This window comes from Ensifer sp. Root278, from assembly GCF_001429285.1.
Lineage (GTDB): Bacteria > Pseudomonadota > Alphaproteobacteria > Rhizobiales > Rhizobiaceae > Ensifer.
Genome location: NZ_LMJJ01000010.1, coordinates 79,165 through 98,352, shown reverse-complemented (window position 1 = coordinate 98,352; position 19,188 = coordinate 79,165). Strand labels below are relative to the sequence as shown.

At 59.8% G+C, this 19,188-nt stretch carries 19 protein-coding genes and 2 pseudogenes; 12 read left to right on the top strand and 9 right to left on the bottom strand.

The features are described from left to right. Positions 1-40: 40 nt before the first annotated feature. The 4 genes from ASE60_RS10875 to ASE60_RS10860 all read right to left on the bottom strand — a co-directional run bounded on the left by ASE60_RS10875 (position 41) and on the right by ASE60_RS10860 (position 4,064). Positions 41-1,549: an alpha-N-arabinofuranosidase gene (locus ASE60_RS10875; RefSeq protein ID WP_057250103.1), complete on the bottom strand. Its 1,509-nt coding sequence runs from the start codon at positions 1,547-1,549 to the stop codon at positions 41-43. Positions 1,550-1,651: 102 nt separating this feature from the next. Then, positions 1,652-2,575 (bottom strand): ArsR family transcriptional regulator, encoded by a 924-nt coding sequence (locus tag ASE60_RS10870; RefSeq protein ID WP_057250101.1) that lies wholly within the window; start codon positions 2,573-2,575, stop codon positions 1,652-1,654. 348 nt (positions 2,576-2,923) lie between these two features. Then, the gene (locus ASE60_RS10865; protein ID WP_082615812.1) at positions 2,924-3,232 is read right to left on the bottom strand and encodes a DUF982 domain-containing protein; all 309 of its coding nucleotides are present in this window, start codon (positions 3,230-3,232) and stop codon (positions 2,924-2,926) included. Positions 3,233-3,461: 229 nt separating this feature from the next. Next, on the bottom strand, positions 3,462-4,064 hold the full coding sequence (locus ASE60_RS10860) for a hypothetical protein (RefSeq protein ID WP_348272224.1): 603 nt from the start codon (positions 4,062-4,064) through the stop codon (positions 3,462-3,464). Between the two features lie 611 nt (positions 4,065-4,675). On the opposite strand from ASE60_RS10860, the gene ASE60_RS35620 reads away from it, so the two are divergent. The 4 genes and pseudogenes from ASE60_RS35620 (at position 4,676) to ASE60_RS33665 (ending at position 7,316) form a co-directional block, all read left to right on the top strand. Continuing rightward, positions 4,676-4,861 carry a hypothetical protein gene (locus ASE60_RS35620; protein ID WP_082615811.1) on the top strand — a complete coding sequence of 62 codons (186 nt, stop codon included), beginning with the start codon at positions 4,676-4,678 and terminating at the stop codon, positions 4,859-4,861. A gap of 653 nt (positions 4,862-5,514) precedes the next feature. Continuing rightward, positions 5,515-5,804, top strand: a pseudogene (locus ASE60_RS10855) (PepSY domain-containing protein). A 29-nt stretch (positions 5,805-5,833) separates the two neighbouring features. Further along, positions 5,834-6,439 (top strand): general stress protein, encoded by a 606-nt coding sequence (locus ASE60_RS10850; protein ID WP_057250099.1) that lies wholly within the window; start codon positions 5,834-5,836, stop codon positions 6,437-6,439. A 628-nt stretch (positions 6,440-7,067) separates the two neighbouring features. Beyond that, positions 7,068-7,316 carry a hypothetical protein gene (locus tag ASE60_RS33665; protein ID WP_082615809.1) on the top strand — a complete coding sequence of 83 codons (249 nt, stop codon included), beginning with the start codon at positions 7,068-7,070 and terminating at the stop codon, positions 7,314-7,316. A gap of 485 nt (positions 7,317-7,801) precedes the next feature. Here ASE60_RS33665 and ASE60_RS10845 read toward each other — a convergent pair whose 3' ends face one another. Further along, the gene (locus ASE60_RS10845) at positions 7,802-8,278 is read right to left on the bottom strand and encodes an Hsp20 family protein (protein ID WP_057250097.1); all 477 of its coding nucleotides are present in this window, start codon (positions 8,276-8,278) and stop codon (positions 7,802-7,804) included. Between the two features lie 350 nt (positions 8,279-8,628). On the opposite strand from ASE60_RS10845, the pseudogene ASE60_RS10840 reads away from it, so the two are divergent. The 3 genes and pseudogenes from ASE60_RS10840 (at position 8,629) to ASE60_RS36195 (ending at position 9,388) form a co-directional block, all read left to right on the top strand. Next, positions 8,629-8,923 (top strand): annotated as a pseudogene (locus ASE60_RS10840) (DUF982 domain-containing protein). Positions 8,924-9,167: 244 nt separating this feature from the next. After that, the gene (locus ASE60_RS36030) at positions 9,168-9,299 is read left to right on the top strand and encodes a hypothetical protein (RefSeq protein ID WP_280137707.1); all 132 of its coding nucleotides are present in this window, start codon (positions 9,168-9,170) and stop codon (positions 9,297-9,299) included. After that, on the top strand, positions 9,296-9,388 hold the full coding sequence (locus ASE60_RS36195) for a PAN domain-containing protein (RefSeq protein ID WP_348272223.1): 93 nt from the start codon (positions 9,296-9,298) through the stop codon (positions 9,386-9,388). The genes ASE60_RS36030 and ASE60_RS36195 overlap by 4 nt, the downstream gene beginning before the upstream one ends. 164 nt (positions 9,389-9,552) lie before the next feature. Here ASE60_RS36195 and ASE60_RS10835 read toward each other — a convergent pair whose 3' ends face one another. Genes ASE60_RS10835 through ASE60_RS10825 form a run of 3 tightly spaced genes read right to left on the bottom strand, consistent with a single transcriptional unit; the run spans position 9,553 to position 15,015 of the window. Beyond that, a complete protein-coding gene (locus tag ASE60_RS10835) occupies positions 9,553-12,819 on the bottom strand; it encodes an error-prone DNA polymerase (RefSeq protein ID WP_057250096.1) in 3,267 nt (1,088 codons plus the stop codon). Continuing rightward, positions 12,816-14,339: a DNA polymerase Y family protein gene (locus ASE60_RS10830; protein WP_057250160.1), complete on the bottom strand. Its 1,524-nt coding sequence runs from the start codon at positions 14,337-14,339 to the stop codon at positions 12,816-12,818. Before ASE60_RS10830 ends, ASE60_RS10835 begins: the two co-directional genes overlap by 4 nt. Then, positions 14,254-15,015 carry an ImuA family protein gene (locus ASE60_RS10825; protein ID WP_057250094.1) on the bottom strand — a complete coding sequence of 254 codons (762 nt, stop codon included), beginning with the start codon at positions 15,013-15,015 and terminating at the stop codon, positions 14,254-14,256. Before ASE60_RS10825 ends, ASE60_RS10830 begins: the two co-directional genes overlap by 86 nt. A gap of 230 nt (positions 15,016-15,245) precedes the next feature. On the opposite strand from ASE60_RS10825, the gene ASE60_RS10820 reads away from it, so the two are divergent. Continuing rightward, positions 15,246-15,917 carry an SOS response-associated peptidase gene (locus ASE60_RS10820; protein ID WP_057250092.1) on the top strand — a complete coding sequence of 224 codons (672 nt, stop codon included), beginning with the start codon at positions 15,246-15,248 and terminating at the stop codon, positions 15,915-15,917. Between the two features lie 7 nt (positions 15,918-15,924). Further along, positions 15,925-17,010 (top strand): DNA polymerase IV, encoded by a 1,086-nt coding sequence (dinB, locus tag ASE60_RS10815; protein WP_057250090.1) that lies wholly within the window; start codon positions 15,925-15,927, stop codon positions 17,008-17,010. Positions 17,011-17,080: 70 nt separating this feature from the next. Here dinB and panD read toward each other — a convergent pair whose 3' ends face one another. Beyond that, positions 17,081-17,533, bottom strand: coding sequence for an aspartate 1-decarboxylase (gene panD, locus ASE60_RS10810; protein WP_057250088.1), 453 nt, complete (start codon positions 17,531-17,533; stop codon positions 17,081-17,083). Positions 17,534-18,148: 615 nt separating this feature from the next. On the opposite strand from panD, the gene ASE60_RS33650 reads away from it, so the two are divergent. The 3 genes from ASE60_RS33650 (at position 18,149) to ASE60_RS35615 (ending at position 19,186) form a co-directional block, all read left to right on the top strand. Then, a complete protein-coding gene (locus tag ASE60_RS33650) occupies positions 18,149-18,454 on the top strand; it encodes a DUF982 domain-containing protein (protein ID WP_082615807.1) in 306 nt (101 codons plus the stop codon). A gap of 142 nt (positions 18,455-18,596) precedes the next feature. Then, a complete protein-coding gene (locus ASE60_RS34525; protein ID WP_156414627.1) occupies positions 18,597-18,938 on the top strand; it encodes a hypothetical protein in 342 nt (113 codons plus the stop codon). 20 nt (positions 18,939-18,958) lie between these two features. After that, a complete protein-coding gene (locus tag ASE60_RS35615; RefSeq protein ID WP_057250084.1) occupies positions 18,959-19,186 on the top strand; it encodes a hypothetical protein in 228 nt (75 codons plus the stop codon). The last annotated feature ends 2 nt before the right edge of the window (positions 19,187-19,188 follow it).

Here is a 19,188-nt window from a genome sequence, read left to right as displayed (position 1 = left end):
CCTCCCTAGACAGGCGGCGTTGCGCCGCCACCGATTGATCTTAAAGCCGGACCCTGATCACGGAGTATGAATACGGCGGCACAGATACACTGACGCCATTACCCTCCACGACCGCGTCGTCCGACTTGCGCGGTGCGACGTTGTGCGGATTGTCCTTGGTATTCCTCGCCTCGAGATCGTCATGCTTGATCAGAATATGCTCGACGGTCTTGATGCTCCCGAAGCGCTCCATGGCAAGCTTGATGCTGAGCCGTTCGCTCCCGTGACGATTGACTGCGAAGAAGGTGATCGTTCCGGCGTCACCATCGTGAACGCCAGCGATGTCAAGATAGGATACCGCGTCAGCGACGTTCGAGGCATAGCTGGCGCAATCCACATCGAGGTGAAGCGCGGTGCCCCGGCCATAGCGAGATGCCAGATGGAAAGGATGATAGATTGTCTGCCGCCAGGAACTGCCACCGGGCTCGGTCATGATAGGCGCGATGACGTTGACCAACTGCGCAATGCAGGCCACGCGGACAACGTCAGAGCGGCGAATGAAGGTGTTGATGATGCACCCGACCTGCAGGACATCCTCGAAGTTATAGATGTCTTCCAGCAGGACCGGAGCATGGGGCCAATCCCATTCACGCATCCGCTTAGCGTCATTTTTGCGCTCGTGATACCAGACGTTCCACTCGTCGAAGGATATCTTGACGTCCCGCTTGGAACGCTTGCTGCCCTTCACAAAATCAATGACGCCGCTCACCGTACCGATGTACCGATCCAGTTTCTCCGGTAATGCCAGGAACTCAGACGTCTTGTTCTCGTAATTCTCGAAATACATGTGAAGCGAGATATAATCGACCTGGTCGTAGGTCGCGTCGAGAACCGTCGCCTCCCATTGAGGGTAGGTCGCCATGTCGGAATGGGATGACCCGCAGACGATGAGTTCAAGCTTATCGTCAAAAGCCCGTATAGCCTTGGCGGTCTCGTTTGCGAGGTGGCCATATTCGGCGGCGCTCTTGTGGCCGACCTGCCATGGGCCATCCATCTCGTTTCCGAGGCACCAAAGCTTGACGTTCCAGGGGTCGGCACGGCCGTTCTGGCGGCGAAGGTCCGACCACTGGCTGCCGCCGGGATGGTTCACATACTCGACGAAATTCCTCGCGGAGTCCAAGCCGCGCGAGCCCAGGTTAACCGCCAGCATCATGTCGGTGCCAGCAGCCTCGGCCCATTCCGCAAACTCATGGATACCGACCTGGTTGGATTCGGACGTCCGCCATGCGAGGTCGAGGCGCGTCGGACGGCTCTCCTTTGCCCCGATCCCGTCTTCCCAATTGTAGGCCGATACAAAATTACCGCCGGGATAGCGGCAAACTGGTGTGTCGAGTTCCCGGACGAGATCGATCACGTCCTTGCGCATACCGTTGGGAAGCGCGGTCGGGTGGCCAGGCTCATAGATGCCTGTGTAAACTGCCCTTCCCAGATGTTCCAGGAACGACCCGTAGAGCCTCTTGTCGATGTCCGCGATTGTATAGCGCGCATGCGCGGTGACCCGAGCTTCCAAAGCCTCTCCCCCCAAAATAAATATCCAAAATATCGGTTTGTATCCGAATTTTTGGTATATCAAACTGAATAGGAGGGCTCCGTCAAGCGAAAGTATGACTTTTCAAACCTGAATGTGAAGGACGATGTCCCGGCCGTAGTTGCCAAAGCCATTGCCGAAAATGTTGATGCCACCAGGATGCTCGGCCTCTTCCTTGACGCCAACGCGCATCCGGATGGAGCGATGCTTATCCAAACCCAGGTCATCAAGAGTGACGTTGGAAATCTTGACCCCATCGACGAAACTGCCCTGTTCGTTGATGCGCCAGTTCTTGAGCATACCGTACTGTGAACCCGAAAGCTTCCACCAATCCGGCGTGAAAGTACCCCGTTTGTCCCCATAATCGCTAGGTGACGTCCAAGTGCCGATTTCGACACCGTTGATCTGCAGGAATATGTCAGACGGCCAGTTCGCCGATGTGCCGGGCACTTCGGAACTCAGTTCCATCGAAAATTCTATTGCCTTCGGCTTCGCTTTTTTCAGCAAGGTATTGTTGGGAAACTGATATTCGACAAAGCCTCTCGTGAACCAGAGCAATCCCGCTTTCATGCGGTCAGGATCGAGAAAAGTATCGGGAACATCAAGAAGGCCGATAACACCGTCCTTCGAGCACATCCCGCACGGTCCAGTAACTTCGAACTGCGTGTAGAGACCGAGTGGCATGGAGACTTCGATGGCGTCCGCTAGTCGGTCGGCCACTGGCTCCGCAAACGAGATGAGTATTTCCTGGAACGCCGAATAGCAGACTTTCTGGCTGCCCTTTTTGGCACGCTGGCCCTCGGTATAGATCAATCCGCAATCCTCGAGCACCTTCACATTGATCGATGCGGTAGACTGTGGGAGGCTGAGTTCTTCAGCGATCTCGTTCACATTTTTAGGACCGCTCGATCGAAGCAACTTCAACATCATCACGCGAACGTCGCTTGCGAGGCCTTTAATGAGGTCTTGCCGCTCGATCGGATCAATCACGAGTACTTTGCCAGTCATATCGCCCCCACGCTTTCCTTTGCTTCATATCAGGCTTTACGATATGAAAGCAACTGCTGTACGGAGCGTGGAAATTCGTGGAAATGTGTCAACGACCACGCACTCGGCGATCAGGCGAGACGGAACCATAGCTAACGCGTGAAACTTGGGTGCGCCTTGGCATCGTCCCAATGTGGCGTTCGCTTGCCGCACTCCGGCGGTTTTTGCGGGAGGCTTCGTAAAAAACGATGTAAACAGTAACCACCGTGGAAGATCCCAGGTTTCTCTGGCCTCCCGCGGCGTCGGCGGCTGTGCAAGAGCATCATTAGAAAGCCTGCTAACGACCATTTCCACCAATCGTTGCTGGCTTCAGCGCAAAACCCCTGCATCACGGGCGGCTTTCTCGAACGCCAACCGGGCCATGTAACTAGGCACATCACCATTGACAGCTTCGAGACAGGCGGTCAAAGCCGCCTGATATGCGGGATCGGACTTGGATCCAGACCAATTGTTCTGCAAAACCGCTGCCGCTTGACTGGCCGATCCAACCAACAAGTGGTGGTATGCATCGGGCAGACAGATCACGACACTTTCATTCCAGGGTGCCGGTTGTTTGCCCCCTGCCCTCTCTATATCGCGTCCGTACCGTTCCTCGCGTTCCCAACGATCCTCTGCCATGACGTTCTCCTTCTCGAACGTCTCCAAATCGCCAAAACAGAATCGTGTTCCCGATATCGTTCAGCCGCCGGCTCTTGCACCAATAGCGCTGAAACAGGGGGCGCGCATATTCGCAGCGCGGTTACCGCCTTTGTCCGCCGACGTCGACATTGCTGTTATCTGCATCTCACTACGCGCGTGATCCCGCAATTGGCCCAGAGACACGTGACAAGATCGAGCCTTGCTATACTCAGATCTGCACCGGCTTGATCGTGCCGACCGATATCTCACCTTTCAACAGGCCGCGTACCAGTCCTGCTTTTGCATGTTCGACTTCGATGACCGTGTATAGTTTTTCGTCCCGAAAGGCGCTCGCATCCGAGGTGCTGACACCTTCGGCAGGGGCGGCGTCGACCTCCATATAGTCGAGTTCGCACGCGGACGCGACGATGCGGGCGTCCCCAGACGTGCGGGCAGCGACCATGACTTCGCCCTGGTTAAGTGCGCTCTGCCATCGAGGATCGGATTGTGCGGCGATCGGCACCAAGCGGTAGACGTTCAGTGTTTCAACACCAGAATCGCTCGAGGCTCGGCATGCGTCGGCAATTTGAGCCTTGCTTTCCACCGATCTGCCAAATTCCGTGTGGCTTTCGCCGGTGGACTTCGCCTCGTCACCATATTGCGCATTGTTTGACATCGTCATCTCTTTCGTCGTTGAGTCAGAAACATTAATTTGCACGGAAAGTTCCCTTCCCTCGAGTGGCCGGCCTGAGGGCCTTTCGCAAATCGGCGCGGCGGCAAGCGCGGCTCCGCCCGTCGCGACAGGGATCGGAAGAGTTGAGGATGTGTCCATGGCAAACACCGTTCACGGACGCTACATCGCTTAGCGCCTTCGAGAGGCGGGCAGCGGAAGAGTCAGGCTCAGAGCTAAGACCGCGACAGAGATGATGAAGGGTTAGGGTCGGCCATGATTGTCGTGGCGGCGTAGTCGAAGCGGCTGTCCGCGGGCAACAAGTGAAAAACCCGCGCCTCGGTCTCCGGTGGGAAGCTGCCGGCTGAGGAACATTTCGCAGGACCGGAAGTTTGCACGGCAGTAACAACAGAGCAGGCGTTAGTGCTTCAGCGGCGCGATCGCTCCTGCAGAAATGAGCCCGAGGCGAGGCCAAGATCATGACATATGTTGCATCCCCCAGAACCCAGAAAGGTACTGCGGAGCGGCTTGCGGACTGCTACCAGTGCGTTTCGTCCACACTTTCAACTCACGACCCGACAGGTGCTTTGCGAGATTTCGACACCGATTTGATCACTGCCGCGGTCCAGGCCGGATGGGATGAAGACGAGATACGCGCGGCTTTAAACGGTATTCGGTCGGGCATTGCGGTCGCGAGCGCGAATGCAGAAGGGCCAGAACTTAGCCCGGACCCCAGGCAAACGCTGTCTTCCGATCCTGCCTCCACTGAAACAGTGAAGGGACCGGCGTTTGAGGGCCGCGAGTCAGCGCAGGGCTTGCAAGAGAGCGCTGAAAGAGAAGAGCGACGGATCGAATGCCAGAAAGGAAGTCCCTTGGCCAAGGGGGAAGAACGCTTCGAGGAACGATCGAGGAGCTCGGACGGCAGAAGCGCGGGAGAGAAACAAAATCCTGGAGGATGAAAATCTTACACCTCACCTGCCAAGCGATCGCCAAGACCCGCCTGAGGATAAATTCTCAGCGATGCTTTGGTTTCGGGTTTCGTGTCTAAAAGGAAGGCCGCTGACGGTCGCCGGCGAATACCGAAACTCGCGCCGTTCGAGTTCGCGCCACCACTGAGAGACTTGTTGGAACGCCCGCTGGTTGAGTTGGCTGTCCCGGCTGGCCAGACTATGTTCGACACGGCTGCGAGTTTGGAATGATATGACGGTGGACGTCCCGCTGTCCGAGATTACGTTCGCGCGCGGGCGAGGCGCCACCCGAGACGCGTGCCGCCCTCGATCCCTGAAAAGAGCCTCCGCCAAATTGGTCGGAGGCTCAGTCAGGACGGCTGATCGCCTAAGCGACATCCGCAGCCGGCGAGACTGCGGCAGACGATCGTTAATTAGAATATACTTATATTTCTCGTTAACAAGTCGGCACATCGGGTGACGCTCAGACAGGCTACAGCGCCCCATACTGGAGGTCGAAGGCCAAATTCGCGTTCAAGCGCGATTGAGTGGTAATCCCGTTCAATGATCCCCGAGTGCCTCTGCGCCGGAACCAAATCGCACCCACGGGGTTCGAGAGCCGGATCAATCCGATTTACAAGCAGAGGCCACGTTCATGAACCCCCATGACTATCGTTGCGGCGGCGCTGATGAGCGCTGTAACCGCCGCTGCGTTTGCGCAAACGACGCCTTCGACGAACGGAAACACGCCGGCAGCCACCACGCCCGACTCGCAAACACCCACTGCGCCCGTGGAGGGAGCTGACAGTTTCACCGAGCGGATAGAGGCCGCCGGCTACACCGATGTCACCGCACTCAAGCTCGATGACAAGGGTGTGTGGCAAGCAAACGCGAAGAAAGGACAGTAAGTCCGTGACCGTCGCCCTCGACCCAAGACAATGTGACAGCCCAATAAGGTAAAACCCAAAGCTAGGGAGACTGAAGATGAGAACCGTGACAGGTCTTTTTGACGATTATGAAACGGCGCGAGATGCGGTGCGTGATCTCGAGGCGGCGGGCATACCGCCCGATGATATCAGCATTATCGCCAACAACAGCGGCGATTGGTATTCCGACGATACCTCCGACGCCGCCGGAGGCGCCAGCGCCGGAGCGGGTCTTGGTGCCGCGGGAGGTGGCATTGTTGGACTTCTCACTGGACTTGGACTTATGGCCATCCCTGGGGTGGGACCGGTTGTCGCGGCCGGTTGGCTGGCAGCGACCGCCGCAGGCGCCGCGGCTGGCGCTGTTGCCGGCGGTGCGGCAGGTGGCATCATCGGCGGATTGACCGAAACCGGCGTGGATGAAGACGACGCGCACGTTTACGCCGAAGGCGTTCGGCGCGGCGGAACCCTGGTGACAGCGCGGGTCGAGCATGATCTCGTCGCCCAAGCCGAAACAATCTTGCAACAACGGGATCGGGTTGATCTCGCCGCTCGTCGCAGCGCTTACACTGAGGAGGGATGGTCGCATTTTGACGAGGACGCCGATCCTTACACCGTGGATCAGGTCGAACGCGAGCGCGAGCGGTATCGCAGCATGATGCCCTAACCGACTTTTGCGGCGAGCCGAGAGGGCCGCGGAGGCCACTCCGGCCGCAGCCGCCTTTTCCATGCCGTGCCGCCCGAGCCGACCTGTCAGATATCGTTCCAGATGTCCCGCGTCGCTTGCTTCTTGGTGGGCCGGCGCGGCTTCTAATGAACCGCCACTTGGCGAGGACTTTCTTTGGCGTCCGGTCTCAGCTTCTCTGGAAGTACATCTCGCGCAGACTTCCGGATAACGTCGATCGCCGCCTCCGTCGCGTGGCTGACAGCATTACCGGTAATCCCCAGTGCCCGTTTGCTACTGCGGGCGCCCTTGCCGGCCGCATCGGCTATGTCGCCTCGTTCCTCGACAGGCACTGCGGCCGCTGCGGCCACGGCGGCCGTCAGGACTTTGGCAGCACACCCCTACCGATATCGCTTGCCAGAAGCCCTTTTACGAGTCCCGTCTTCCGGATAGGTTTTGGGACTTCGTAGCCAGCAAGCTTCTTCGGGATCTTGCTCTTCTAAGCCATGACACCCTCCACGATGTGACCGCTGACAACCGGCAAATTGTAGTTTGGTTCCGCGAGAACACCGCTTCGGAACCGATGGCGCCGTCATCAGTTTGTCTTGCGCACTCGACAGGAGATACAAGCATGGCCAAAGACGACGATTTAAAAGCGGGCTCCACCGGCACACCCGATGAACCTCTCGCCGGCGTCCGTAAGGCTGCCCAAACAGCCACTGAAGCAGTGAGGCGAGAGACAAGCGCGGTAGCGACCGCAGCAGCAGAACATCCTCACACCGCCACCACTCTGGGAGTGCTTATTGGCGCCCTCGCCTTCACCATCGGCTATGTTTTGGGAAGGTCATCGGTCGATAGCGGGCGGGGCTACTGGCGATAAAAGAGGACCCGACCGGCGTGCGGCTTTGAATGATGTCACGGATGAAAACCCGTATCCTGGCGCGCAGGACCGCAGCCCAAGGCCCCGGGGCTGCGGTTTTGTTTGTCGGGATTTCGTGCGAACGACGGCTGAGCCAGCGGTCGAGCGAACGACTTGCAATGGAGACGACCGCGTGTTGCACCGTCGTCAGGGCGCCAGGCACTCTTCACAGATGCCACAGCCATCTGCATCCATGCTCGTGGCCGGGCGCTTCTTTCGACAACAGAGGCAGGTGACAATATCCGGCGCGCTCCAGTTGTAATGCTTGGGTGGTGTGATTTGAATTGTGGTGTCGGGAGCTACTTGTTTACCCAGTTGTTCCATCTGGAGGCTCCATGTCGAAGACGCCATTTTCGCTAGCGGGGGGTGCATGAACGGCATCCTACCTTTCCAACCCGGGTTCTAGATGGGCGCCAGGAGAACGGCGCCCAGTTCGTCGAGATCACCTATGCGGCATTTGATGCTTCGATTTGCGTCGGAGCTTGTGACTGTTCAAACACCGCAGCACTTTCGATCGCGATTTTGCGTGGCTTCATCTCCTCCGGGATTTCCCGCACGAGATCGATCTCCAGGAGACCGTTGTTCAGGTCAGCGCCGATCACCCGCACGTGGTCGGCAAGCTCGAACCGGTGCTCAAACGGTCGCCCGGCGATCCCGCGGTGCAAATAGGCTTCTGACGAGGATTCCTGCTTCTTGCCGACGACCGTCAGAAGGTTGGTTTGAAACGTGATGTCGAGATCGTCTCGCGTAAAACCGGCGACCGCAATCGAGATCCGATAGCTATCGTCACCGGTCTTGACGATGTCGTAGGGCGGCCAATCGCTCATCGAACGGGCCCGCTGGGCGTTTTCGAGCAGACTGAAGAGCCGGTCGAACCCGACGGTCGATCGGAAAAGCGGTGCGTAGTCGTAAGTTGTTGCCATAACCATATCCTCCTTGAGCAACATGGATATTGGAAGCGCCGAAAGACGACACTTCCAGCAAGTCCAGCCCTGATTCTAGCGGCTGGCGACAAGCGATTTGGTTTAGCAAAAGTTCAGTTTCAAGGGCTCGGAAAGAAAAAATGAGGGCGGCATAAGCGTCGCTCAAGACAGGCCGCTCAGCGGATGCACGCTGCTCCAGACAAGTGGCAGGGGCCCGTCAGATCGGTCAAGGGGCTTGGCACGGAACATTCATTGAGAGCGCTTGAACTCAAGAGGCTGCGAAATTAAATTTTTGACGGGCGCATCACGCGCCTTCCTTGTTGAAAACCCGCGAATTCAGTGAGGTAGAAATGCACACGAAGATGTTTGATTTACCTGCGTGAAAGGAAGGATCTGGTCCTCGAAATCACCAATCTCGACGACGCGATCGATTTCCTTGAGGAGTGGTCCAAAGGAGATCGCGACATCATCCACGACGCGACCCTGAAGACGTGCTATCTGGCCCATGACGGGCACAAGCCCGTTCGGGTGGCGCGAGACGCATTCCGCTCCTTCGCGAAGAAGAAGGGCATACTCGCGAAAGCTCCCGCGGTTCTGCCGTGGATGGTCAAGACCAAGTCCGGTGGCGGTAGGATTTCACCCTAAACTGACCATCAACAGTGAGAGGCTGCGCTTGCGGCCTCTCTGCCCCTCGTTCCCGACATTCTGCGACTTCGGACGCATGAAACGAGAACATCTCGCGATGTGCGCCGAACATGACCGCTCGAGACCAAGAAGCCGCCGCGCGCAATTAGCGCAAGCTTGGCGTAATGAGCGCGCAGAAGCGCACGGTCTGGAGCCGGATAGTTGAACTGACCCCAAAAAGTTGGATGCCACTTTTTGAGTTGATATGAAGGATTCGGAGAAGCAGAAGTTGGCGGCCGTGGAGGCCTACATCGAGGGCTGCCAAGGGCTGATCGATCCGAAGAGGCGCGGTTCGATCTACCTGAAGGCGATCTGGGCGTCCGTGCGTATATTTTGAACGCAACGCCTTTGCAGTGCCTACTGGCCTGCATCGACAATGACCGGTGTGTTGCGTTCACCTACATCAAGAAAAAGAGGGAATGCTGAAGGGCGCTGTCGGCACACCTCTTTTCAAATCCGGCATGATTTCCGGTATGAAAACTTTCCAAACCTTCGCGCCAGCGAAGATTGTCGGCCTCGACTGACGCGGCCGCGTTTCGCCCGACTTGAAAGGATACGAGTCGTCGTCCTGCGAAGGGTCGACTTTCCCCTCACCGAAAGTCCCGCGTCTTCACCTTGATCGCATCGAGATGCAGATAGGGATCCACGATGTCGCGAGGCCGCGGCCCTTTCGGCAGCCCGCGCGGATCGGGCGTCGGCGCCCCATGATGAAACTCGTCACCTCGCCCATGCGGAAGCGGAAAGCCGGCATCCCGATCGCCGACGCTGGCAAGCTCTGCGGATAGATCGGTCAGCCGATGGGCGACGAGATGCACCACCTCGCCTTCCCGCTGGATACGGCCATAGACGCCGAGCATGCCTGCACCAAGCACCACGCGGCGATACTTCTCGAAGGTCTTTGCCCAGATGACGAGGTTGGCAATGCCGGTCTCATCCTCGATGGTGATGAACATCACACCCTTGGCCGAGCCCGGCCGCTGGCGGACGAGCACCAAGCCCGCGGCTTCCAACCATTTTCCGTCGCGCGTCAGCATCGCGTCGCGGCAGGTGACGTTGCGACGTTTCGAAAGATCAGCGCGCAGGAACGAGAGCGGATGGTTGCGCAGCGTCAGCCCGACATGCCCATAGTCCTCCACCACCTCCGCACCCGAAGTCATGGGCCTCAGCGCCACAAAGGGTTCATCGAGTTCGGCAACAGTCCGGCTTTCACGGGCCGAAGCGGCGGCAAAGAGCGGCAGCGGCTCGTCGCGCAATGCCTTGATCGCCCATAGCGCCTCGCGCCGCGCAAGCCCCAGCGAAGGTTGGAAGGCGTCCGCTTCGGCAAGCTCGATGAGCGAGGCAGCCGGCACGCCTGCCCGGCGCCAGAGATCGTCGACGCTCTCGAAAGATCGTTCCTCGCGCGCGGCAACTATTGCCGCAGCATCGGTGTTCGCGAGCCCCTTGATCATGCGAAAGCCGAGACGAACGGCAAGACGGCTTTCATCGGCCGTTGCCTCGAGCGTGCAATCCCAGCGGCTGGCGTTCACACAAACCGGGCGGACTTCGACACTGTGGTCGCGCGCATCCCGCACGATCTGGGCCGGGGCATAAAATCCCATCGGCTGAGCGTTGAGGAGAGCCGCACAGAAGACGTCCGGATGCCAGCATTTCAGCCAGGAAGAAGCATAGGCAATCAGCGCAAAGGAGGCGGCGTGGCTTTCAGGAAAGCCGTAGCTTCCGAACCCTTCGAGCTGCTTGAAGGTCTTCACGGCAAAGTCCGGTTCATAGCCGTTTGCGACCATGCCCCGGACAAGCTTCTCGCCGAACTTCGAGACACCACCTGTATGCTTGAAGGTCGCCATGGCGCGCCTGAGCTGATCGGCTTCTCCGGGCGTGAAGCCGGCGCACTCGATCGCGACCCGCATCGCCTGTTCCTGGAAGAGCGGCACGCCGAGCGTCTTGCCAAGAACCTGCTCCAGTTCCGGCTTCGGATAGACAACCGCCTCTTTTCCCTCGCGCCGACGAAGATAGGGATGCACCATGTCGCCCTGGATCGGGCCGGGCCGCACGATCGCCACCTCGATAACGAGGTCATAGAAGGTGCGCGGCTTAATCCTCGGCAGCATCGACATCTGCGCGCGGCTCTCGATCTGGAAGGTGCCGAGCGTGTCGGCACGCCTGATCATCGCGTAGGTGCGCGGGTCTTCGGCCGGGATGCTCGCGAGATCGAGATTGATGCCCTTGTGCAGGGCGAGAAGATCAAAGCCGCGCTTCATGCAGGAGAGCATGCCGAGCGCCAGGCAATCGACCTTCATGAACTTGAGGATATCGATATCGTCCTTGTCCCATTCGATGACCTGACGGTCGGCCATGGCGGCCGGCTCGATCGGGACGAGTTCGTCGAGGCGGTCATGGGTCAAAACGAAGCCGCCCGGATGCTGCGACAGGTGGCGAGGTGCTCCCATCAGCTGCCGTGCCAGGTCCAGCGTCAGGCGCAATCGCCGGTCAGAAAGATTGAGATTGAGCTCCTCGGCATGTTTCTCGCCGACGTCCTCGCCCCAGCCCCAGACCTGTGACGACAGCATCTTCGTCATGTCCTCAGGCAGCCCAAGCGCCTTGCCGACATCCCGAATGGCGCCCTTCGACCGGTAGCGGATAACCGTCGAGCAAAGGGCCGCGTGATCGCGGCCATAGGTCTCGAACACCCATTGCATCACGATCTCGCGGCGCTCGTGCTCGAAGTCGACGTCGATGTCAGGCGGCTCGCGCCGCTCCTCGGAAACAAAGCGCTCGAAGAGAAGGTCGTTTATGTCAGGGTCGATCGAAGTAATGCCAAGCACATAGCAGACGGACGAATTGGCAGCCGATCCCCTGCCCTGGCAGAGAATGTCTCTTGAACGGGCAAAACGTACGATCGCGTTCACCGTCAGGAAGTAGGGCGCATATTGAAGCTTCTCGATTAGTCGAAGTTCGTGCTCGAGGTTCTTTCGGACCTTGGCCGGCAACCCTTCGGGATAGCGCCAGGCAGCGCCCTCCCAGGTGAGTTGCGCCAGCGTCTGTTGCGCCGTCAGCTCCGGGTTGGATCGCTCCTCTGGATATTGATAGGCGAGCTCGTCGAGCGAAAAGCGGCACCGCTCCATGATCTCGATGGTGCGGCCCAGGGCTTCGGGGTAGCGCGCAAAGAGGCGCGCCATTTCTTCGGGCGGCTTCAGGTAGCGGTCGGCGTGCCGCTCGCGGCGGAAACCGGCCTCGTCGATTGTGATGTTGTGTCGAATGCAGGTGACGACATCCTGCAGGATGCGGCGCTCGGGCACATGAAACAGCACATCATTGGTGACGACCGTCGGCACCCCGATCGAAATCGCCATGTTGGAAAGCTGGTGAAGCCGCAACTGGTCGTTCGGCCGGCGGCGCAGCGTCAGCGCCAAGTAAGAACGATCGCCAAACGCTTCCTTCAGACGCCGTAGGCGCAACGCGCAGTCCTCATCAGCAGCATCGGGAATGAGGACGGCGATCAGTCCTTCGCCATAGGCAACGAGATCGGACCAGTCGAGCCGGCATTTCGCCTTGCCGCGGCGCTTCTTGCCGAGCGACAGCAGCCGGCAAAGTCGCGCATAGGCCGGCCGGTCTGTCGGATAGACGAGCACCGAGAGGTCGCCTTCAAGATCGAGGCGGCAGCCGACGACCAGCCGAACGCCAGCATCCTTGGCCGCCTGATGGGCGCGCACGATGCCGGCAAGACTGTTGCGGTCGGCCACCGCCAGCGCCTCGATGCCGAGCGCTGCTGCGCATTGAAACAGCTCTTCACAGGAGGAAGCACCGCGCAGGAATGAGAAATGGGAGGTAGCCTGCAGCTCGGCATAGCGCGGCGTCGTCATCCGAAGATCCCGTGCAGGAACCATTGGTGGCTGCCGGTCTCGCTGTGTTCGCCGTCGCCTGCGCGATATATCCAGTAGCGCTCGCCGGCGTCGTCCTCGACCTGGAAATAGTCGCGCACGGCGACGAGCTCGGCGTCACGTTTCCACCACTCGCCGAAGACGCGCTCCGGCCCATCGGCGCGTCTCACCCGCCGGCGCACGCCGCGCCAGGTGAAGCTGACCGGCGGATGATCGGGAAGCAGCGCCATCGTCTCGATCGGTTCGGGATGGACAAGCAGGCGCACCGGCCTTGGCCAATGGCCGGGCCAGGTCTGGCCTTCGTCCGGCGCCATCGGCGCGATGCGGTTGATGGAGCGCTCGGGCACGTCGCTTGCAACCGGTGCAAAGCGATAGAGCCGACGTGCGCCGATACGGTTTCCCAAGATGTCGATCAGGCCGGAAACATCGGCGTCCGGCTCATCGACCAGCGAAGAGATGATCTGGCTCGCCACAAGCGGTTCGGCGTGGGTTGCCGTCAGCGACATGATCTCGATCCCGAAGCCAGGGTCGATCGTTTCGATCCGATCGGTAATAAGCCGCGTCAAGCGCTTGGCGTCGCGAACAGGGGTCGCGGTACCTGCGCGGATCGCCTGGTAGGTGTTGTCGACGCGATGGAAGAGAAGATCGACGCGACGCGCGCCAAGACCCTTTTCTTCCAGTACCCGACAGAGCATGAGCACCAGCTTGGCTGTATAGCGCGCGATGGTCTCGGCAGCCGCAATTGGTTCACCAAAGGAGCGGCGAACCTCGATGAGATCGGGCGTGCGCACCGGGTCGATCGGTTCGACAGTCTTTCCCAGGGCCTGGTCGAGACGACGGCCAAGCTCGGGTCCAAATCGGAGAGCAAGCGGCGCCCGCGGCACGCCGGCCACCTCGCCGATCGTGTTGAAGCCAAGCACGCGAAGGCCATGAACGATTGCCGGATCGAGGCGCAGCGCTGCGATCGGTAGGTTCTGGATGATGTCCTCCTGCGCGCACGGCGCGATGACAAGCGTCGGATGAGCGAGAAACCGGGCGCCGGCATGGGCCGCCCCCCACGTATCGGCAACGGCAGCCCGTGCTTCGATGCCGGATCCGAAGAATCGGTTGACCATGCCCGAAAGCATCAGGTCTTCGCCGCCATGCAGGTGATCGGCACCGGTCGTGTCGATCACCAAGCCGTCGGGCGGGTCGGCAGCGACGATCGGCGCGTAGCGCTGCAGCGCCCAGAGCGCCAGGCGTTCGAGCGCTTCTGCATCAGCCGCCGGATCGGCGTCCATGACGACAAGATTTGTGACGAGCGCCTGGGCCTTCGTGGCAGCCATGCCCGGCCTCAGGTTAGCGGCTATCGCCGCAGCATTCGCCGAGAGCACCACGCGCCGGCGTTTTTCGCGACCGACGAGGACGAGAGGCGTTTCAGCCGGTGGCGCTGCGTCGCCGAGCTTGCGCCTCAGGCGATCCGTGGACCAGCTCGGGAGGAAGAGCGATACGACCCTTGGCATCTGGGGCCTCCACTTCGAAATCTGCACTTTCGCCGGCGCGGCAGCGGATAAGTTCGACCAGCCAACGCGCGCGGCCGACGCCTGGAACCGGCAAGGGGGCCGACGGCAGGACGGACACCCGCCAGCGCGTGACCGATGCCGTCGGCTGCCCGAAATCCGAAGCCTCGGCCTGTCGTCGCCAGCGGCGGATCGCGATACCCATCGTGCCTGAGCTTTCGGCCGCAAGCTGCAAGCGGCGTGAAGAGGTCATCGAAAGGCGGGCGAGTTCGCCGACGACGGCCCCAAGTCCGCCGTGGCGAAGCCCTTCTTCCATGCAGGCGAGAAGCGCCTTTTCGTCGCCGGCCTCCACATAGATGACGCGGCTCGGCGAAAGACCTACTTGAGCCAGCGCCGGCGCGAAGAGATCCGGCCGCGTCACGCACCAGAGCACCTTGCCCTTCGAGCGGGCGGCAATGCCCGCCGAAAAGAGGGCGGCTGCAGCGCCGTCGATTGCACCGTTGCCGCCGCCGGCGACCTCATGCAACGAACCGAGTGTGAGCCCGCCGCCCGGCAAGCGCCGATCAATCTCGACGACACCAAACGGCAGGACCTGCCGTCCACGGCCGCTCGTGCCCTCGAGGCGCTGGATGCGCTCGCGAAGTGCTGAGACGACGATATTGTCGACTGGACGGGACATTTTGGAAGGAACAACTCCTCAGGGCTATGCATTAGCGCTTCCTGTTGATATGTTCTCTATTTGTTCCTATTTGGGTTGCGAGTCAACGAAGTTCAGAAAAGAGCCTGTTGATTGCGATCCGCACGGAGACGCGGCCTCGCGCAGACGGATGCGTCGGCCGCCGGGAACGGCGACAGAGGCGCGCGGGCGCTGGTATGAAGGACGATGAGAAAAGCGGAGGATCAGAGCCCGTGTGCAATCTCTACAACATCACGACGACACGCGATGCCGTGATCGCATTCACCAAAGCCTTCCGCCACAAGGCCGGCTGGAACCAGCCATCCTATGACGTTTATCCCGACTACCAGGCGCCGGTTGTTCGCATCGGCGACGACGGTCAACGCGAGATCACGCGTGTCACCTGGGGCATGCCCTCGCCGCCGGCTTTCGTGAAGAACTACGATCCAGGCGTCACCAACATCCGAAACGTCACCTCTCCGCACTGGAGACGCTGGCTCGGGCCGACCAGTCGCTGCGTCGTACCCTTCACCTCCTTTGCCGAGCCGGATCCGGCAAGCTTAGTTCCCGGCGGGAAAATCCCGAACGCCTGGTTTGCCGGCAACAAAGAGCGGCCGCTGATGTTCTTCGCCGGCTTCTGGACACCGTGGAAGGGTGTCAGGCGCGTGCGCTATGGTGAGCGCGAATATGAGCTTTTCGGCTTCCTCACCACATCCCCGAACGAGATCGTCGCGCCGATCCATCAAAAGGCCATGCCGGTGATCCTGACCACACCTGAAGAGGTCGACCTGTGGCTCACCGGATCCTGGGATGAGGTGAAGCACCTGCAGCGGCCGCTTCCGGGCAACATGCTTGTTGTCGTCGAGCCGCCTGCGCCATCGCCGGGCGAGGAACTATTGCTGTGAGCCAGCCGTGACAGATACTTTCAGGCAGCCGCGCAAGATCATCCATGTCGATATGGATGCCTTCTACGCCTCGGTGGAGCAGCGGGACAATCCCGAGCTTCGCGGGCTTCCGATCGCCGTCGGCTTTGGCGAGGCCCGCGGAGTGGTGGCAGCCGCGAGCTATGAGGCGCGCAAGTACGGCGTCCATTCGGCCATGCCGTCCGTCACGGCCAAGCGGAAATGCCCGGATCTGGTTTTCGTGAGGCCGCGGTTCGATGCTTACCGCGCAGTCTCACAGCAGATCCACGCGGTCTTTGCCGAATACACACCATTGATCGAACCGCTCTCGCTCGACGAGGCCTATCTGGATGTTACCGAGAACCTCAAGGGAATGGAGGTTGCGACCGAGATCGCCGAGGAGATCCGCGCAAAGATCAGGGCAAGGACAGGCTTGACCGCTTCGGCCGGCGTTTCCTACAACAAGTTCCTTGCCAAGATGGCTTCCGACCAGAGGAAGCCGGACGGCCTCTTCGTCATCACCCCGAAGAACGGTCCGGCTTTCGTCGAGGCGCTGCCCGTCAAGAAATTCCATGGCGTCGGCCCGGCAACCGCCGAGCGCATGCACAAGCTCGGCATCGAAACGGGCGCCGATCTGAAGGCTCACGATATCGCCTTCCTGCAGCAACACTTCGGAAAATCAGGGCCTTACTTCTACTGGATCGCCCGCGGTATCGACGAGCGCCAGGTGAAGGCCGACCGGGTGCGCAAGTCCATCGGTGCGGAAGACACGTTCTTAGTGGACGTCCACGATTTTGAAACCGCGCGAGCCGGTCTCGAACCGCTGATCGAAAAGGTCTGGCGCTATTGCGAGGCGAGCGGCATTCGCGCCAAGACCGCTACGCTCAAGGTAAAGTGGGCGGATTTCACGCAGATCACGCGAAGCAAGACAACTGCAGCACCGATCGCGAGTGCCGCCGAGCTTGCCGCGGTCATGACGATGCTGTTGTCTCCGCTCTTCCCTGCTCCGAAAGGCATCCGGTTGCTGGGCGTGACCCTGTCGTCGCTTGAACCAGCCAAACTCGAAAGCGCGCCGCAGTTCTCATTAGCGCTTTGAGGAAGACGCAAAAGGCCGGCCGCGCCAGAGACCACGGGGCCTGACATGCTTGCGGACTCTCAGCGAACCATCAGCTACCGGACACCATGAGCGGTATGGGCAACGCCGTCTCAGCCTCGTCGAGGATTTCGAAGGTGTATTTGCTCGATGCATCGACCCCCACCGAGTAGCAGAGGCGATCCTGCACGTGGTTGTTCTCGTCGAAGGTCAGCACTTTCGGCTTTAAGGAAGTAAGCCGGCTTTCGTCGAGGTAGACCGAGTTGCATATGATGATCTGGTCGCCGGGCTGGCAGGTCCTTGCGGCCGCACCATTGAGGATGCAGCACCTGGATCCGCGCTCACCGAGGATGACGTAAGTGGAGATGCGCGCGCCGGAATTCTTGTTCCAGATCTCGACGAACTCCATCGGCAAGATGCCGGCCTCCTCACAGTGGTCCGGGTCAAGAGTTATCGACCCATGATAGTTGAGGTTCGCCTCGGTGACATAAATGCCATGGAGCTTCCCTGCGACCAGCTTTCTCATGCTTTTTCACGCCTCGCGGTTGATCAGGTTCCTCGCGCCTTGGCGCTGCCGACCGACGCGGAGATCTTCGCGCTCCGACAATCGCCAAGCGGAAATTGAAAAGAAAGCCCCGCCGGGGAAGGCGGGGCAAGGTTCGCACCCAGATGGCTCTCTGAACGCGGGGAAGAAAAACTCCATCGGCCGAGCCGATGCACTCAGATACGAACAAAGGTCCCCGCAAGGAAGGTCGCTTTCGGCAATTCCGGTACGGTTTTGCTAATATATCAACCTGCTCAAATGACGACCCCGGATCTCGTGACACTCGGTGCCCGCCACAAAAGCGCCGAGTATTCCTGATCGCTGCTTACCTGCATCCGGAGGCGGTTTGCGCGGCAGCGATCAGACAAGCTCCATCGTCCTTCCGTAGTCCGCCGCGGACATCTCGCGATAGCCCATGGCCGGAGGCCGGCACTAGGTTCCCTCACCGCGTTCTCGCAATCCGTACGGCGAATGTACTAGGCCTGTCCCCCGAGATGACTACTGTATCAACGTTGAAGGATGGGGCTTGTCGCTATATAATTTCATTTCTAATTTATGTTAATTTTTCAATCCGTTAACCTGCGGAAGGAGGACATTATGCGCCTTCCTGAGATACCTTGGGCGGTCCCGTTATCTGTTCGTTTGCAGTCAGGATCGAACCGCATTTTCGCATCGGTCTACGACGCGCTGGATTTTCTGGAACATGAATGGCCGATACGGCACGGACAAGGCTATGAACGAGCCATGATAACGTGCCGCTGTGCGTTGAATCGCTCCGTTCCAGCAGCGGTCGCCCGAGATGCCTTCATCGGTGCGTGTTTGGAGGCTGGCATGGCAACGTCAGCGGTTGCTGCCCACTACCATGCGCGCTCGGGACCCCACGGCAACAAGCCATTGACCTGACAACGCCAATTTGCGCACGAAAACCGCATCGCACCGACAAGCAGGAAAGTCGGGTTCCAAGTCATCGAGACCTGGCATTGGAGTTCGTTGCACCACATAGCCGCTCTGCCCCGGTTACTCAGCTACTGGAAACCTTGTTCCCGTGGCGAGCCATCTCGGTGAAGAAAGAGGGTCTGGACGAGTGCCTCGCGAGTTTTCCTGGTTCCAAGGCGCGCTGCGCATCGTGGAACATGTCGCTGGCAGCCTCGTTCTTCTTCAGTACGAATGGGAAGAGCGATGTGGCGACGAAACGACTATGGTTCACCTGAAGAACGAGCATCCGGGATGTTTCCTGTTTGGCTCATCCTGTTCGGGCTTTGTGCTGTTCTGGTTTATTTGGCCGTGGGCGGAGCGCTCCTGGGAGATGGCGCCCCGCAAGCTGTCTTCCTGCCACCCGTTGCTGGTGACTAGTCTCCAACAACGGCGGACGGTCGGGATCGAGTAGTCCGATGGGAGGCGACACACATGTCGATAACGGTCCTGATAGCAGCCGCGTGTGTGACATTTGGCGTCGTATGTATGGCATGGGCGGCGCTTGGCCGACGCCCTCTCAGCGATCCACAGGACACAAAGCCGACACTTGAACCCAAAGGGCAGGGTTTGCGCTTTCTCGGCTTGCCCAGAAACGCGCTCGGCCTCGGCCTGATCTTGATCGGGTTGGCGTTGTTTGTTGTGTACGCATGGACAGATTGAAT

What these genes read in the sequence shown, in the direction of transcription:
- ASE60_RS10870 (WP_057250101.1), bottom strand. Translation starts at nt 2,575, where the DNA reads ATGACTGGCAAAGTACTCGTGATTGATCCGATCGAGCGGCAAGACCTC.
- ASE60_RS10865 (WP_082615812.1), bottom strand. Translation starts at nt 3,232, where the DNA reads ATGGCAGAGGATCGTTGGGAACGCGAGGAACGGTACGGACGCGATATA.
- ASE60_RS10860 (WP_348272224.1), bottom strand. Translation starts at nt 4,064, where the DNA reads ATGGACACATCCTCAACTCTTCCGATCCCTGTCGCGACGGGCGGAGCC.
- ASE60_RS10850 (WP_057250099.1), top strand. Translation starts at nt 5,834, where the DNA reads ATGAGAACCGTGACAGGTCTTTTTGACGATTATGAAACGGCGCGAGAT.
- ASE60_RS33665 (WP_082615809.1), top strand. Translation starts at nt 7,068, where the DNA reads ATGGCCAAAGACGACGATTTAAAAGCGGGCTCCACCGGCACACCCGAT.
- ASE60_RS10845 (WP_057250097.1), bottom strand. Translation starts at nt 8,278, where the DNA reads ATGGCAACAACTTACGACTACGCACCGCTTTTCCGATCGACCGTCGGG.
- ASE60_RS36030 (WP_280137707.1), top strand. Translation starts at nt 9,168, where the DNA reads ATGAAGGATTCGGAGAAGCAGAAGTTGGCGGCCGTGGAGGCCTACATC.
- ASE60_RS10835 (WP_057250096.1), bottom strand. Translation starts at nt 12,819, where the DNA reads ATGACGACGCCGCGCTATGCCGAGCTGCAGGCTACCTCCCATTTCTCA.
- ASE60_RS10830 (WP_057250160.1), bottom strand. Translation starts at nt 14,339, where the DNA reads ATGCCAAGGGTCGTATCGCTCTTCCTCCCGAGCTGGTCCACGGATCGC.
- ASE60_RS10825 (WP_057250094.1), bottom strand. Translation starts at nt 15,015, where the DNA reads ATGTCCCGTCCAGTCGACAATATCGTCGTCTCAGCACTTCGCGAGCGC.
- panD (WP_057250088.1), bottom strand. Translation starts at nt 17,533, where the DNA reads ATGAGAAAGCTGGTCGCAGGGAAGCTCCATGGCATTTATGTCACCGAG.
- ASE60_RS33650 (WP_082615807.1), top strand. Translation starts at nt 18,149, where the DNA reads ATGCGCCTTCCTGAGATACCTTGGGCGGTCCCGTTATCTGTTCGTTTG.
- ASE60_RS35615 (WP_057250084.1), top strand. Translation starts at nt 18,959, where the DNA reads ATGTCGATAACGGTCCTGATAGCAGCCGCGTGTGTGACATTTGGCGTC.